Source organism: Candidatus Bathyarchaeia archaeon, assembly GCA_041447175.1.
In the GTDB taxonomy this organism is placed as follows: Archaea; Thermoproteota; Bathyarchaeia; order Bathyarchaeales; family Bathycorpusculaceae; genus JADGNF01.
In genome coordinates this window covers 1116260-1132576 of the sequence record CP166960.1, presented here as the reverse complement: position 1 = coordinate 1132576, position 16317 = coordinate 1116260, and the positions used below count along the sequence as shown (strand labels likewise).

General features: G+C 46.2%; 12 protein-coding genes and 1 CRISPR repeat array. Of the genes, 7 read left to right on the top strand and 5 right to left on the bottom strand.

Annotated features, from left to right (window positions below; genetic code table 11):
- The 5 genes from ACBZ72_05905 to ACBZ72_05885 all read left to right on the top strand — a co-directional run bounded on the left by ACBZ72_05905 (position 1) and on the right by ACBZ72_05885 (position 4363).
- Positions 1-612: an L-2-amino-thiazoline-4-carboxylic acid hydrolase gene (locus ACBZ72_05905; protein XES78404.1), complete on the top strand. Its 612-nt coding sequence runs from the start codon at positions 1-3 to the stop codon at positions 610-612.
- On the top strand, positions 609-1913 hold the full coding sequence (locus ACBZ72_05900) for a GMC family oxidoreductase N-terminal domain-containing protein (GenBank protein ID XES78403.1): 1305 nt from the start codon (positions 609-611) through the stop codon (positions 1911-1913). Before ACBZ72_05905 ends, ACBZ72_05900 begins: the two co-directional genes overlap by 4 nt.
- A gap of 53 nt (positions 1914-1966) precedes the next feature.
- Positions 1967-2371: a hypothetical protein gene (locus ACBZ72_05895; protein XES78402.1), complete on the top strand. Its 405-nt coding sequence runs from the start codon at positions 1967-1969 to the stop codon at positions 2369-2371.
- A 163-nt stretch (positions 2372-2534) separates the two neighbouring features.
- Positions 2535-3509 (top strand): ATP-binding cassette domain-containing protein, encoded by a 975-nt coding sequence (locus ACBZ72_05890; GenBank protein ID XES78401.1) that lies wholly within the window; start codon positions 2535-2537, stop codon positions 3507-3509.
- Between the two features lie 17 nt (positions 3510-3526).
- Positions 3527-4363: an ABC transporter permease gene (locus ACBZ72_05885; protein ID XES78400.1), complete on the top strand. Its 837-nt coding sequence runs from the start codon at positions 3527-3529 to the stop codon at positions 4361-4363.
- A gap of 244 nt (positions 4364-4607) precedes the next feature.
- Positions 4608-6155: a CRISPR direct-repeat array (repeat unit 37 nt; unit sequence GCTTCAAAGGGTAATCCCAACTAACGGGAATTGAAAG).
- Between the two features lie 275 nt (positions 6156-6430).
- Here the strand turns inward: ACBZ72_05885 and ACBZ72_05880 are convergent.
- Together ACBZ72_05880 and ACBZ72_05875 are read right to left on the bottom strand one after the other, a co-directional pair.
- Complete coding sequence (locus tag ACBZ72_05880; GenBank protein ID XES78399.1) at positions 6431-8989, bottom strand: PQQ-binding-like beta-propeller repeat protein; 2559 nt, start codon at positions 8987-8989, stop codon at positions 6431-6433.
- Between the two features lie 180 nt (positions 8990-9169).
- On the bottom strand, positions 9170-10066 hold the full coding sequence (locus ACBZ72_05875) for a TrmB family transcriptional regulator (protein ID XES78398.1): 897 nt from the start codon (positions 10064-10066) through the stop codon (positions 9170-9172).
- An 88-nt stretch (positions 10067-10154) separates the two neighbouring features.
- Here ACBZ72_05875 and ACBZ72_05870 point away from each other — a divergent pair, with 88 nt between their 5' ends.
- The gene (locus ACBZ72_05870; protein XES78397.1) at positions 10155-10310 is read left to right on the top strand and encodes a ribbon-helix-helix domain-containing protein; all 156 of its coding nucleotides are present in this window, start codon (positions 10155-10157) and stop codon (positions 10308-10310) included.
- Positions 10311-10837: 527 nt separating this feature from the next.
- A complete protein-coding gene (gene cas6, locus ACBZ72_05865) occupies positions 10838-11650 on the top strand; it encodes a CRISPR system precrRNA processing endoribonuclease RAMP protein Cas6 (protein XES78396.1) in 813 nt (270 codons plus the stop codon).
- Positions 11651-11654: 4 nt separating this feature from the next.
- Here cas6 and ACBZ72_05860 read toward each other — a convergent pair whose 3' ends face one another.
- From ACBZ72_05860 to ACBZ72_05850, 3 genes are all read right to left on the bottom strand, one after another.
- Positions 11655-13220 (bottom strand): DUF790 family protein, encoded by a 1566-nt coding sequence (locus tag ACBZ72_05860; GenBank protein XES78395.1) that lies wholly within the window; start codon positions 13218-13220, stop codon positions 11655-11657.
- The gene (locus ACBZ72_05855) at positions 13221-14573 is read right to left on the bottom strand and encodes a DEAD/DEAH box helicase family protein (protein XES78655.1); all 1353 of its coding nucleotides are present in this window, start codon (positions 14571-14573) and stop codon (positions 13221-13223) included.
- A gap of 227 nt (positions 14574-14800) precedes the next feature.
- A complete protein-coding gene (locus tag ACBZ72_05850; GenBank protein XES78394.1) occupies positions 14801-16096 on the bottom strand; it encodes an ATP-binding protein in 1296 nt (431 codons plus the stop codon).
- Positions 16097-16317: the final 221 nt, after the last annotated feature.

The window sequence follows — 16317 nt, the reverse complement described above, 5'->3', positions numbered from 1 at the left end:
ATGGGTGTTAGGCTTCTAATTCTTAGTTGTTGGACTCCAAAATTTGTTATCCGAAAAGAGCTCGCCAAGGTTTCCCGTCAGACAACGCTAGCTCTGCAATCGCTTATTGAAAAAAACTCAACAACACCCCCAGTACACACAGAAACCGAGGTCTCCAAAAGCATTAAGCAGCAAAGAGCAAACATGGCTCAAACCCACGCAATCCTCGTCGAAGAATTAGCAGCTCTTGTCGGACACGAAAAAGCTGTAGCGTTGGGACGGGAAGCCTTGTTTGCGGTAGGCGAAGAATTGGGCAGGCAAACTCGGGTCAGGCTCGGTGTCAGTAACAACCCCAAAGACCTTGCTAAGGCGGCGAAGGTTTTGTACCGTGTTTTAGGCATCGAGTTCCGTTTGGAATGGCTTGACAATTCGCAAGCAAAAGCCATCATTGACCGATGCGCATTAGCTGAGAAATACTCCAAGCTGACCTGCGAAGTTCTTAGCGCCGCGGATGAGGGCGTCATAAAGGGATTGCAGCCAAATGTGTGCATGAAGTTTAAGGAGTACATGACCAACGGCTGCGCCCAATGCACGGCAGACCTCAACTTTGGCAACGCGGAGGGACTAAAATGAAGGCGATTGTGGTGGGGTCTGGCGCTGGCGGGTCAGTTGCCGCAAGAGAATTGGCTCAGAACGGCTTTGAAGTGACAATTCTGGAAGCGGGAAAGCCGTTTAGTCCTTTGACGCACAAGATTTCTTGGTTTAGTTCCCTGCGGGGCTCATGGCTTCTTAAAGGTGAAAACTCCATCCGACGCGTCTTTCCTCATTACGCCGTTACCCGTGGAAGCGATGACCTCGCGATTTTTAGGGGCGTCACTGAAGGCGGCTGCACCTCAATTGCCTGCGGAGCCTTCATCCGAGCAGAGACTGGACTTAAAGAAATTGGGTTGGACCTCTCAGCGGAGTTTGAGGAAATTGAGCAGACCTTAACAATTACCCCTACTCCGAGAGAACGTTGGCGTCCTCTCACACAGCAAATGTTTGATAAGGCAAAACAACTTGGCTACTCCCCCCAACCGACACCGAAGGTAGTTGACCACAACAAATGTGTTGGGTGTGGCTACTGCGAATTAGGCTGCATGACGGGAGCTAAATGGGACAGCCGACGCGTCTACAACGACTACTTAGGCAAAGGCATTACTCTGCTGACAAACACCCGCGTTCAAAAGGTGCTCTTAGAAGGCAACCAAGCCCGCGGCGTTACGGTTTCTCAGGGCAAATCAACAGAAGTAATCAAAGCCGACGTTGTTATCTTATCTGCTGGTGGCATTGGGACAGCGCAAATTTTGCGGGCTTCCCACTTACCTGCCAGCGACAAATTGTGGGTTGATGTTTTGCTTACCGTGGGTGGGGTGTCTAAGGGTTCACGGATGCTTAAAGAGCCGCCTATGGCTTGGTTCATCAAACGGGAAAACTATATTCTTTCCCCCTATTTTGACTTGTTATCTTTCTGGTTCCACAAGCCTTGGAAAGACGTAGCTGCCGAGGACAGGGTGGGCATGATGATTAAGCTGGCAGATACTGAACAGGGTTCTGTGGCCGCCGACGGAACAGTGACAAAACCGCTGACCCAGGAGGATTATGGGGGTCTTGAGAAAGCCAAAGCGGAGGCAAAACAAATAATGCAAGCAGCAGGCGTGACGGGACCCTTTGTTGATGGTATGATTCACGGTGGACACTTGGGGGGCACTGTTCTGTTGACCAAGGCGGACGTGGAAACAATGCATCATAGTTGGTTGCCTCATGGTCTTTGGGTTGCTGACCTTTCGCTTATGCCGCGTTCCCAAGGTTTACCAGCAATGTTAACTACCTCAGCGCTGTCTTTACGTGTAGCCAGAAAAATTGTCGCGCAAGGCAAGCTGATAAAACCATGACGCAGGAAACTTCGGGTCATTTCAGAAAGGAATATTCAAAGAGCGAATTGTACTTGGGCAACTTGACTATTATCTTGTGGATTGCTTTAGGCGCCCTCTCCTGTGCCCTTTTCTATCCGTTGGCTGCGCTTGGCTTCTTTGCTTTAGTGGTTTTTTTGATTTTCTTTGAGTTGGGTAAGCATGGCTGCGTAACCTGCTACTACTGCAAGTCCTGCACAGTTGGCATGGGCAAGTTGCCTGAGCTTTTCTTCCGAAAAGGCGGGACGGCAAACGTTAACCGACGGGCTTTGAAACTGTTCCCGTTTGTTTATCTCCTGTTGAGCGCTTTGCCAGCAGCTCTGCTGATCGTTTCCCTTTTTCAAGGAATGTCCCTTTACAAAGTTGCTCTGTTGGCGGCGGTTCTTGCTTTTAGTGTGTACACGGGGGCTGTCAGGCGGAAAACGCTGCTTGGAAGGTAAACATACTGCTCCCAACTTGAGGGCGTAACTGTTAGGCTGCATGAGGCCTGAGAAATGTTTAAATGCGTGCGTAAGCCACAGCACATATATTCGGCTGGATAATCCACCCATAAATGGGCTAACCGAACGGCGCTACGAACGTTTGACAGGACTCGAGTATTAAATGACCAAACATGCTGTAACCGTTGAAGGATTAACCTACAGTTACGGGAAACTGCGTGCAGTCGACAACATCTGCTTTAACGTCGAAGAAGGGCAGATTTTTTCGTTTTTGGGACCTAACGGCGCAGGCAAAACCACCACCATCAACTTGCTAATAACCCTGTTGCCCCTCCAAGAAGGCAAAGTAACCATTGCGGGGTTTGATGTCCAAAACGAAAAAGAAAACGTCCGCAAATCCATAGGCGTAGTCTTTCAAGACCAACGATTAGACCGCGACCTCACCGTCTGGGAAACCCTTGATTTTCACGGCAGAATCTATGAAATTCCCAAAGAGGTTCGCCGACCCCGAATCGACGAGCTTTTAGAGCTGGTGGAACTGAACGAAAAACGAAATGAGTTTACAAAAAACTTGAGCGGTGGCATGAAGCGCCGCTTGGAAATTGCTCGAGGGCTTTTGGTTAAGCCTAAAGTGCTTTTCCTTGATGAACCCACCATCGGTTTGGATACGCAGACTCGAAAACGCATCTGGTCCTACATCAAAAAAGTAAACCGTGAAGGCGTAACCGTGTTTTTGACGACACATTACATGGATGAAGCTGACCAAAACAGCGACATCATCTGCATCATGGATAAAGGAAAAATCATCGCTAACGGAACTCCCGAGAATCTGAAAAAATCAATCGGTCAAGGCTATTTACATCTTCAAACCAGCGACGACAAACAAACCAGTAGTCTCCTCCAAGAAATAGCTGGCATCGTTCACATTCAAAACTCACCTGACGGCCTGATTGTTCACCTCAAAGAAAACAGCCATCTACTCACAAACATAATTGATGCCCTCCGCGCAGAAAACATCGAAATATTGAGTGTCAAAATGGTGGAGCCCACTTTGGATGATGTTTTCATTCACTATACTGGTCGAGGACTTGGCGAAGTAAACCCTGAAAACACGGGGCATATGGGGCACACCCACTGAAAACGAAGGCGAAAGGTATGGAGAAAGGGTTTGTTGCAATTTACTGGCGCGACATGGTTAAGTTCTTTCGTTCCAAAGCGCTTCTTTTCTCGGCGTTGATTCAGCCCGTGCTGTGGCTTGTTCTGTATGGCATTTCTATGTCTAACAATATCAACATCTTCTTTTCTCCTGCCCCTAACCCTCAAGGCGTGGTCACCGTTAGCTACATGACTTTCATGGCGGCAGGCGTTGTAGGTATGACTATCCTTTTCACCTGCCTTTATGCGGGTCAGAACGTGCAATTTGACAAACAGTACGGGTTGATGAAAGAAATTGTGGTTTCCCCAATGCCCCGCTCCCAGATACTCATCGGAGTCACATTGGGCGGCATAACCAAAGCTCTCATCCAAACCGTTATCGTGATTGCTTTCGGCTACGTTTTAGGCATCCAGTTCTTTTTCGGCTTAACCGCTGCAGAAACCTTGGTCGCCGTAGGAGGGGTCTCGTTGTTTGCCGTGATTTTCGCCACGGGACTTATGTTCCTGTCCAGCACCATCGCTATGAAAGTCCGTGACCATAACGTTAGCCAAGCTATAATCACCCTGCTCACCCTACCACTGTTTTTTGCCAGCAACGCCCTCTATCCGCTGGATTCCCTGCCCGCCGTGCTAAAAGCCGCGGCCTACCTTAACCCGCTGACCCATTTCATCAACGGCATGCGAAGCTTTGGAATCGGCTCAGACTTCTACGCTTTTGGAATCCACTACACTATCCCGCTAAATGAGTTACTTATTTCCCTTGGCTTTCTGGTTGGGTTTAACTTGGTTATGTTTGTTGCTGCGATAAGAGCTTTTGAAACAACAACCGAATTCTGAAACTCGAACATAGTCGGGTAGGCAGTTGATTTTTTACGGTTGCTTCTCTGACATCGGTCAAAGCTTGAGAGGCGTCGTTTTGTTTGATGCCAGAAAGGGAGTGTATTCTGGTTAACCCGCGGCGGCGCGCTGTTTATTCGATTATGTTTATAAGGTGTTTGACGTTTTAGTGATAATCGAAGCTACCTATCTGAATGATGATTAAATTTGCCTCGAATTCGAGAATGGAGCATATTTTGGCTCGGCTTCAAAGGGTAATCCCAACTAACGGGAATTGAAAGTTGTCTTCAGGGTATAAATCAAAACTCACTTGGTTCTGCGCTTCAAAGGGTAATCCCAACTAACGGGAATTGAAAGTTGACTACTACGATGCGGTTGTCGATGAGCCGCAGGATTGGCTTCAAAGGGTAATCCCAACTAACGGGAATTGAAAGGTAACCTGGAACTATTCAAATCAAACCATCGCTGCAGGCGCTTCAAAGGGTAATCCCAACTAACGGGAATTGAAAGATGTCGTCAAAACGTGGAGGGAACAGAACTGTATGCCCCGCTTCAAAGGGTAATCCCAACTAACGGGAATTGAAAGAAACCCGGATGACGCACAACCCTAGCGAAGCGTTGCTCCGCTTCAAAGGGTAATCCCAACTAACGGGAATTGAAAGTAGATGTCAAAGAGTACCCAGTGAACCTTTTTGCGTTTGCTTCAAAGGGTAATCCCAACTAACGGGAATTGAAAGTTGTAGACGTTGCCCATGGAAGCAGCGGAGTAAGCTTCAAAGGGTAATCCCAACTAACGGGAATTGAAAGTCATTAAGGAAGCGGAAGAGTTTGTCGATTTGGGTTTTGGCTTCAAAGGGTAATCCCAACTAACGGGAATTGAAAGTAGCCGCATACATGCAAAGCCTCTACGACCTATTTGCAAGCTTCAAAGGGTAATCCCAACTAACGGGAATTGAAAGATTAGAGTGCGTGTCACTTGAGGATTTTTGTCATACCGGAAGCTTCAAAGGGTAATCCCAACTAACGGGAATTGAAAGGTTGGTTCGTATTGGCAGGTTCCGATGCTATGCGTGGTGGCTTCAAAGGGTAATCCCAACTAACGGGAATTGAAAGACATAGGCAACATCGTTGTATTCAGTGTAGTATCGGCGCTTCAAAGGGTAATCCCAACTAACGGGAATTGAAAGATTAGAGTGCAATTGATGGCGGGCAGATAGCCCAGCCCAGCGGCTTCAAAGGGTAATCCCAACTAACGGGAATTGAAGACCGAGGCAGATGCGCCGTTTTTCTCCCCCTTGAGAAGCGCTTCAAAGGGTAATCCCAACTAACGGGAATTGAAAGACATGCTCTACTCCGAAATGATCATACGCAAGCCTGAAAGCTTCAAAGGGTAATCCCAACTAACGGGAATTGAAAGCATCTGTTTTCAGCCGCTCCAAAAGGGCGTCTGCGCAGGCTTCAAAGGGTAATCCCAACTAACGGGAATTGAAAGCCTATACGCGCGTTAGGCATCAGCATAAAGAAGGCAACGCTTCAAAGGGTAATCCCAACTAACGGGAATTGAAAGTCGCTGCACTCTCTGCACTCCACGCTGCACTCCTCGCTGCTTCAAAGGGTAATCCCAACTAACGGGAATTGAAAGAAAACATAATCTCTGTGGCTGCGGAAAACGCTAATCGCGCTTCAAAGGGTAATCCCAACTAACGGGAATTGAAAGTGACCATACGAGGCACTCTCGTTTTGTGGCTTACGAATGCTTCAAAGGGTAATCCCAACTAACGGGAATTGAAAGTTTGGCTGTTTGAGTTTGGTTACTGTTGGTTGGGGCTGTCTTTGTTTTGCAGACGTTTTTGGCTCTTTCATCTGGTCAACCAGCCACCAAGTGAAGAAACAGAAGTTTCAGAGGAAAGGGTTTGCTGGGGCTCTGGAACGGGAAATTTAGGAGAGAAGAAATGAAAACCCAACGAGCAAAGTTGGATATCATCTCCAAAGCCCACTCAGTCCCTTTGTGATTCTCCACTTCTTTGAAACAAAAAATGGGGAAGGTTGTTGGTTTTTTGTCATTGTTTATTTCCGCCGTCTTAGCGCAAGCGCTGCAGCAGTTACAACAATGACCGCTATGACTGCTCCTATGGTGATGTAGGTGGTTGTTAGAGTGCCGCTTGTGGGTGGCTGTGGAGCGTCACTGGGCAAAGGCGAAAACGACTGCACAGGTGTTGGCGTAGATGCTGCTGGGGTGGTTGTGCCTGCTGAAGCTGACGTTGCTGGTGTGGTTGCGGTTGCTTCCGACACTATGAATGCGGTGCCTGCTTCGCTGCGGTAGTAAGAATCAGAGCCTTCGAATGTAGCTGTCACGGTGTAGAGTCCTGGAACTGGGGGCGTCCATTCGAAAGCGTAGTTGCCTAGTGCGTTGCTTGTGGCTGTGCCGATGTCTTGTGTGTTGTCGTTGGGGTCAGTTGCCGTTAAGTGTACTATGACGCCTGTTGCATCGGCGGGTTTCGTCTGCTGCATGTACAGGTATTCCATCCAGGCGGTCATGTCGCTGTCTGAGATGGCTGGTGTGCTCTGCGCGCCCTGTGATTGGTCTGTAACTGTGCCTTCAATGAGTACAGTGGAGCCTTGTGTGGTGACTTTTGGTGATGCTGTTACTGTGGTGGCTGTTTGGCCCTTGCCGAAGCAATAGATGCGGTTATCGTAGCCGTTGAATGTTACCATATAGCCGTCTGCAACAGCCATGTTCTCGTACAATCCCGTTATGTTCCAGATGCCTTCTCCAGTTTCAGCATTGACACAGTAAAGTGCCTCTCCTGTAGGCAAAGGCGAACTAGGGGAGTGCTCACCTGTGGATGCGTAAACCTTGCCGTCTGCAATAACAATAGAGCCCCAGAAGGGCCATGTGCCGTAGACGGTTTCAAATCCGCTGCTTCCTGCATAGAAAGTCCATAGTTCTTTTCCAGTGGTTGTGTTGTAGCAGTGTATGCATCCATCGTATCCAGTTGCATAGAATTTGCCGTAAGCCATTGAAGTTGCTGCTCCTATGGTTGTTTGATACATGCCCCAATCGCTAGTGTTGTAAGGCTCAGACACCCACAGCTGTTCTCCAGTATAGGCGCTGTAGCCGTACCACTGCATTTTTTCTTTTACCCATTCAGTGTAGACACCGTTCAGCAACATTCCCCAAATCGTAACGCCTGTGCTGACGATCGAATAGTCATACTGGTTTGTTCGGTTTTGGACCCATATTTGAGCTCCGTTTGTTAAGTTATAGCCAACATGTACAACGGTTACTGGTGTCGTGTCTAGCACTGAGTATGCGAGGGCTATTCCAGAGCCGACTTTTGCGATGCTTTGTGACCCTGGAACATCAGGCACCGTAACGTTCCACTCAATTCCTGTTGTCCAGTTGTATTTTCCTCCAGTGGTGGGGCGCCATTCGCCAACTGTCCATGCTAGGGTTGTTGTCGGTGAAATTGCGGTTGTTGAGTTCCATTTAGCCATCCAGTTGTTGGCGCCCGAAAGCAAATAAATAATTATTGAGCCATCTTCGCCGAGTAGAATAGATTTACTAATAGCTCTCTCGGTAGGTACGCCTTCAATGTCAAGAATCCAAGTTCCGGTTGCGGCATCGTACATTTTCCACGTGCTTCCACTCGTGGACCATAAGTATGGTATGGCTCCATGCTGATTCATTGAGTCATAGTTGAGTATTTGACCCATGCTTATGATTGTGCCGCTCTTCCACCAGAGTTCTTCTCCTGTCCGAAGGTCTACACAAGTTACGCCTGACCAATCAGATGAGCCTAGACGTGTGTTGTAGTAGAGGCGCCCGTTCATTATTACTCGTGTGCTGAATTTGTTCTCGTAAGATTGCCCAGTGTAGTAGCTTGCGGCACCGTAATCTCCGCCGACTATGCCTCCCAAGTCAAACTCGGTTGTCCAGGCAATGTGTGCGGTGTCGGGTGCAGTAGTATAGGGGTTAAAGCCACCGCCTGTGCCATAGAGAGGCGCGAATGAGGCATTATAGCTTGTCTGTAGCCAATTTCCAGCGATTGTGTACCATTCGCGATTTTCGGCGTTTATGGGTCGAGACCAATAGCCCGTTGGAGTAGGTGTTTCGGTTTTCATTCTTATTTGTTCGGTTTGTACGGTGAGTGATGTTGTAGAGCTTTTGCTGGGTTCATAGTAGTTATCTACCTGTGCAAACCCATATGCGTTTGTGCCGTTAACTCTTTGGCCAGCAAATGTCATTTGGAAGTAGTATGTGCCTGTTTGGTCGGGGGTGTATATCGTCCATGATGAGCCCACAGCCTCTGATTCGAACGGTCCTAGTTTTTGTGTTGACCCGTCTGGTTTTGTTACATCCACGTTGAATATCCAATGATCACCGACGTATCCTGAAGCTGTAGGGGGCGGCATGCTAAGCCACATAACGATGGTTACCTGCTGGTTTAAGCCAACTGGTGAGGGCGCGACTGTTAGAAATGCGAAGGTTTCTATATTTTTAGCGTTAGCCATAGGCGTAGCTGTCATGAATGAAGAAACAGTCAGTAGCAGGGTCAAAGCAATAGCGAATATCGCTTGTTTTCTTTGCGCGTTTTGTTCATGGGTTCTAATTTTTGTGGTCATTTCTCTTTTTCTCCAAATTTTATGGAGCAACGTTGCCGCCTGCGCTACATATCGCGTTGCTGCTCGGACGCCTGGAGACTAGCCAACATGCCGTAAACTACGATGGAAAAGTAGGAAGGTAGCCCAAATGGCAACATGCCTACATGTTATTGAATGAATATCGGCTGGAAGTGCGGTTGGTTATGTTTTCTCTTCCAATTCCATCCATAAGATAGTGAAGTAGGCTTTGATAAGAGCTAAGGTGGTTGGGTTGTTTGACCAAATGTGTGGTCCATATTTGATGTCGGTGGAGTTATTGAATGCGAGAACGGTTTGGGTGTTGTCGAATATGGTGGCGACTGCGGTGGGCGGGGTCTGGAGGGCTTTTAGTTTGAAGTAGTCGGGCTTCTTGTTTAAAGCGTTGTTTGTCCAGTTTGGGAGCGCCTTGTTTTCTGGTTTTTCAGTTATTACACGGATGATTACGCCGCGTTTGAGGGCGCTTTCCAGTTGGGTCTCAAAAAGTACAGAAACCTGCTTGAACCGCTTCCACGTGGTGACGGTTTCTATACTTTTGAAGGTGTTTTCTATGGATTGACCGAGTTTTTTGCCTTTATCGCCTTCAGAGACGATGCCCAAGCAAGGAGTTTCTTGGGGGTCGACTACTGATGTTGTGAGCTGGTTGAATTTTTGTGTTAGACAACTTGTCTTTTTCCTAATAAGTGTAAGTTCGTTTGTTTTTTGTTGGAGCAAAGTTTTGAGGGCTTCATCTAGCGGGGTTGCCTTGAAGGTGGTGGGGCTTGTTATTTTTCTTTGTATTAAGCCGATTTGTTGAAGGGTGTCAAGGATGAGGTAAATGTCTTGTCTGTTTACCAAAGAGAGGTCGGCGATTGCTTTGGCTTTGGCGTCGCCTGTTTTGAGCAATGCAAGGTAGACACGCGCCTGTCTGCCTGTAAGACCAAGAGTAATCAAGGTCTCTACATCTTCAACCCCAACCCCCGACACACCTAACCCACAATGACAAAGCGCTTGAGAATTTCCATGCAACTTCGCTAAATTGTGTTTATCGCGACGCGACTGGGTGGTGTTAATAGTTTTCATGTGTGCCCACGCTTTTATTGGTATGTATACTGTATATATGCTTGATTAGACTCTTATTTGCCTTTTCGGATTTGTTCCTCGTGTAGTTATGCCCAAAAAATACAAAAATGTAAGCTTGCCTCAAGAGTTATACAACAAGCTTGAGACGCTCGTCGAATCTAAGGAAGCTGGCTACGTTAGCGTATCTGACGCTGTGAAAGATGCAGTTAGAGAACTTCTAAGAAAACACAAGCTACTGCCCTAATACATTCATATAAACCACACATCTTCTGAAACCATTTGAAAAAGGTCGTGGGAAACGCAAGTCACACCTAACCCCAGAATAGCATCATTCGCCAGGGGACGACCCAAAAAAGGTTAAACGTGAAAGTCGGCGACGTAATAGTATTTGTTGAAGACGAAAAAGGTAACATAGTCATAAAGAAGGGACAACTAAAACTAGTCTTCTTCATATACTAGAAGAAGTAGAACAAGCTTTTCCAGCAAGTTCTTCTTCTTCCCAAAGTTAAAACTCGAAAAATAAGCCATTACTTTTGAGAAGAACAACAGTTGTACGTAGAAAATGCGTTTGTTGTTGTTCTTTTGCTTCTTTAGAATGCTTTGGTAGTAGTCGGCGATAGCAAAGGTGTGACTACTACTTCTTGAGTCCGTCTATCAAAAGGTCGTTTATCTGTTCATCTGAGCAAATTTGGAAAGTTTTAACTTCCCTCTCAGCTATATGCATAGGCGTTGCAGTTTGAGGTTAAATCCCATTATGGGGAGTTGAAGGGTTTGCCTGTTGAAATCACTTTAGAAATGTACGCAGAGAAGTCTCTAACTCTGCCGTTTTTTACCGGTCACGTATCACGGGGTTTGTTGTTGCATTTTATTCGGCTGGTTGACCCTGCCGCTTCAGGGCTACTGCATGAATTGAACGTTTCTAAACCTTACAGTGTGACGCCTTTGCGGTTTAAAAGCAAAAGCCGCACCGCGGACGGATACATCTTGGACCCGCTGTTTCCCTGCAAGGTTGGATTTAGATTTTTGAAAGACGAGTACTCAACTTATCTGCTTAATTTCTTCAAGAAACAAAATACCGCGTTGATTTTTGACACCCCGTTCCAAATTGCTTCAATGAGCATAAACTGCAAAAGTTACGCGGCTTTAGAGAAAGAAGCCCAAGCGGTTGACGGGTTCACGCTGAATTTTAGGACGCCAACGTATCTGGCGAATCTTAACAGCGATTACCACTGGATGTTTCCCGACTCCACAAAAATCTTTTGCAGTTTGATGCGATGCTGGAACCAATTCAGCGACCAACGCCGCTTCAGCAAAGACGAATACATCGCCTACAAGAACTGGCTGGGCAAGAACGTAGGTGTGAGTCGCTATGAATTGCGGACGCGGCTGGCAGTTATGCGTAGCAAGAAAGCTACAGGCTTCATTGGCACCGTTAGCTACGAGTTAGAAGACAAAGAAAACGCTTGGAACAAAATCACCAATATGCTTGCACGATATGCAGAGTACGCTAACGTTGGTGGAAACAAAACCGCTGCATACGGACAAACAAAACTGTATTCAATGAACGAAAACAGTTTTTGCTAACTGCTTAGTTGTTTACTTTTGAAGGCAGGATTTCCGCTTGTTCACTGCTTATTCCATGCCACGCTATTTTGTAGCCAAGATGGGTTAATACGCAGGATGCATCATTTATTCCTGCGGCTTCAATTAGTTGTGTTGCTTGGTTAAGAGTTAGTTTTCCCGGCTGACTCAATGCTTCATCCAGCGACAAGTGTATTTGATGAAGCTTTTCTTCACTCACCAAACTGTTAGTCGTAGGCAGATAACCTGACGGCGGATTAGCGGTGAGCACTGCTTGTACTGCTTCAACAGAAACCCCCACTCTACCCGCAAATTCAGCATATACGACAATTGGCTCTGTGAACTTCACGGGCAGGTTCTCTAACATTTTGATTTCTTTTGTTTTGACCTCTTCAAAGGCAGCATGCAAATAACGCAGAATCGGAGCCAAAGAGATTTTACCTCGATAATAAATGAAGTGCAGTTGTGGACGCTTCTCCAACGCAGTGAGCTTCTCGCATGATAGCGCCTCATTGACTAACAGAATCATTTTAACGTCTACTTGCTTGAGTTTATCCGCTTTACGGCGTAGATATTCCTCGGTCCAGAACCCAACAATCTCCAAGTAAACCTTAAGCCCCGCTTTCTCAAGCGAGAAATCTGGCACAATAACTTGGTTGCCCGCCAAAACAGGTTCAGGCTCTCTTTTCAGTGTCCAGCCAGTTTTAACGGCTTCGAACTGATTAGCAAAACTCTCTTCACCAGTGCTATCATAAGTTACCTGCTGCAAATTGGGTTTGCGTAACAGTGAACTATGCTTTGTGCTTTCCATTTTGAAGCTGCATATCTCATTTGTGTACTCCCACAATATCTTAGCGCTTATAGCCCATTCCTGATTTGCGATAACTACGGGAAGAAGCTTGGCTATGTTACTGCCATACCGTTTTGTAAGTTTAAAGAGACTGGCAGGTCCATCTATCTTTACCCAAAAATCGCCATCACGCGAGACCTCATAGATAAGACCCAGCTTCTTAACAAAATAAAACAACCTCTGCCAATTGCCTGACGCTTTAAAACTCAATTCTGTGCAGTCAAACAGAAGTGTCTGCGCTAAGCTAAGATTGTACTGCTGAAGCAGTTCCAACGCTGACGGTTTCTCAAATTTTTCAAGAATTAACTCAGAGTCTAAATCAGCGTATAGCTGCTCCTCAATGATTTCGGTTGATAAAGCGGTTTCGGAAGCAACGACCTCAAGAATCCTCTGCCTCTTTTCCAGAGTTGTCGCTAAACCGTATTTTTCTGTTGCTTGAAAGATTTTCTTTCTCAAATCAGCAGGGTTAATTTTGCTGCTACAGATGAAGGTGCCTCTTCGGTCAAGCAGCAAAGCTAATGCCCTCACGAAACGGTACTCGTACCCTTCATTTTCTAAGTCCGCAACAAAGGATGCGAGAACCTTTTTCTTTTCTCCAATATGATCCCCGTAGGCTTCTATGAGTCGGTTTGCAATGTCGAGGTTTTCTGAAGACAGTTTTGCGTAACGGGGCTGAATTTCTCCTTTCCGCTTATACACCACAAGTAAGCCGCTGGGAAGCAACTATCGGGTCTCTCCTGTTTTTAAGTGCCGCCTGCGGCTGATGCCAACTTCTACGGTCTCCTTAGAAATTATCTCCAATAGCTTGGCGGTTTTGCCCTCCTTTTTTCTCAGAAGCCGTCCCAACCGTTGCACATACTCTCGTCTGCTTCCTGTTCCACCAAGCACTATACCGACTGCTGCATCTGGAACATCCACCCCCTCATCTAGAACCTGCGACGTAACAATAACCTTGTATTTGCCGCTTTCAAAATTCGCCAATATTTCCCGCCGCTCCTCACGGGGTGTCTGATGCGTAACGGCTGGTATGAGAAAACGCCTACTAACCGTGTAGACCAAGTCATTATAGAGCGTGAAAATTAACGTTTTCTCATTCTTGTATGCTTCAAGCTTCTCTGATAATAAGTCAAGTTTTGCTTCGGAATTAACGGCAATCTTTAACGCCTTGTTTCTTGCCAGAAGCGCCTCCCGCGCATGAGGGTCTCGACCAGTTGTCATTATGAAGCGTTGAAAATCAAACGCAGTTTTCAGAACAATATGCCGCTCCGCAAGATACTTCTTAAAAATCGCCATCTGTGCATCGTAGGTCTGCTGTTCCTCCGCAGTCAACTCTACAGCGACTTTTTCATACGTGTAGTTTGACAGATGTTTTCCTGCGGTAAGCTCTTCAACAGAAACAGAGTAAACAGGGTCGCCTACCAACAGGGGCAGAAGCGTATGTCTTTGGTCGCTTCTATCGTAGGTAGCCGTTAACCCCATACGGTAAGGCGCAATGTACATTTCAGCAATCTGCATGTAACCCGGCGAAGCCAAATGATGCACTTCATCAAAAATTAAAAACAAAAAATTGTTACCCAACTGCGCCGCCTGCGCATAAGCTGAATCATAAGTGGCAACCGTAACCATCCGCACCACATTTTCGCCGCCTCCCACCACCCCCACCTCAACACCAAGACAGTCTCTAACCCGCTTTTTCCACTGATCAAGAAGGTCTAAGGTGGGAACAACAATTAACGTCTGCACCTTAAGAAGGTCCACCGCCTTTAGGGCAATAAAGGTTTTCCCCGCGGCTGTAGGCAAAACTAGCACTCCCCTCTTGCCTGCCGTCTGCCATTTATCTAACGCCTCATTCTGGTATGCCCGCAGTTCCACGTTCCCCTTAATTTGTTCAAGAGGCGGCAGATTAGATACGGCATCTTCAACGTGAATGTTACTTTCCCTAAAATAATCCAAAACATCCTTGTAATGGCATGCTTTAATCCGGTAACAGCCACTCCTCTGATCCCATTTACCATACGGAGTTCCAACCTCCCCCTTCAACAGAAGCGTACCCTTATCAAACCACAAACGAAACATAACAACCAATAAATTCCTAAGCAATCAATTAAACTTCACGCAAAACCCTGAAAGTATGCCTCCGCCATAACTCCCAGCCAAAAAAGACAAAGAAAACCCTGCAACAAAACCACCCACCTGATCCCACACTCTGCCCAACACGCCAACATAGGCGGAAACAAAACAGCAGCATACAGACAAACAAGAGTCTGTCTCTGAGGCGAACCCTTTCAGAGTCTAATCGCTGGTTATGTCACCTGCGTTTTGATTAGCCACTTCCACAAGGGAACTAACTTGGCCGTTTTGTTGCCAATTGATGTTGTTCCTTCATAGTCCCATGTGATGACCAGCAGCTTTTCGCATTTTAATTCAGATGCGGCGATTTCTAAAGCCTCAAGTTCTCGCTCTTCTATCTCGTTTTTGGCTGAGGCGTATGTTACTTGAATGAGTTGCTCTACGAATGCATCGGTTTTTACAACAAAATCTACTTCTTTACCTTGGTGATTTTTCCAGTAGTAGAGTTCCCAGTTTACGTTATGATAGAGTTTTCTTCTCAGTAACTCTATGAACACTATGTTTTCTATTAGTCTGCCTTGGTCTTTGCTTAGTTTAAAGGCGATGTTACCTGCTAGGCCATTGTCGATGCAATAGACTTTTTTGGGGGCTTTGAATTGTTCTTTTAATTTGTACGAAAACCTTTCAAGAAAACATATGAGGTATGAGTCCGAGATGTAGGCGCCGTATTTTGATATCGTGTGGGCATCTTTTATCCCTATTGACTTTAGCCTGTTGAAAGTTACTTCTTTTGCAGTGTTTGAAATTAGGAATTTTGCGAGCTCTCTTAGGTTTTGAGGTTTTCTTATTTTGTGGTGCCCAATTATGTCGTTTTCTATGATGTCCCTGTAGATACTGCTTAAAATTGCGCTGCCGAATTTGTTGACTTCTGGGAAGCCGCCTTTCTCCATGTATTCTGTGAGGTTTCTTTTTACGGTGGCGATGCTGGTTGTTGAGTATTCCCAGTTTTCATCTAATGTTGTGCCTTTTGCCCGCAGGTATTCTTTGAAGCTGAACGGTAAAAGTTCGATGTCTATGTGTCTTCCTGTTAGATAGGTGGCAAGGTCACCGCGTAGCAGATCAGAGTTGCTACCTGTTATTATGATTTTGTTGGATGTCCGAAGTCTGCTGACGAATCTTTCCCATCCTTGGACTTTTTGTATTTCGTCAAAGACCAAATATTCAACTTGGCTGCTATAGAGCTCATAGAATGCCTGCAGAACCTTGTTAAGTTCTTCAGCTTTTAGTCCTACTAGTCTTTCGTCGAAGAAGTTTACGTAGCCAAATTTTTCTCCCTCAAGCAGCAGCCATGAGAATATGGATTTGCCGCATCGTCTTATCCCAAGTATGGCTAACACGTTGGGTGTTGCTAGGAAAGATTTAACATGGGAACTGTCTATGCCTCTGTTTACGATTTGTTCTTTTTTGAACAGTTCCTCCAAAGCCTGACGCTGTGAGGTAACTATGGCCTTTAATTCCTCAACTTCCATAAAAATGAATTCACCCAGATTTTAAAAAAGTTTGTGATTTGATGCTCACTACTCTGCTTACCTTCAACCTTTAACTAACAGAGCATACAAGACCAAACAACTAAACAACCCAAACAAAACAACGCATATACACACACTATGCACAATACGCCAACATAGGCGGAAACAAAACAGCACCATACGGACAAACAAAACTTATGTTAAAACCCTGAAGCCTTTGA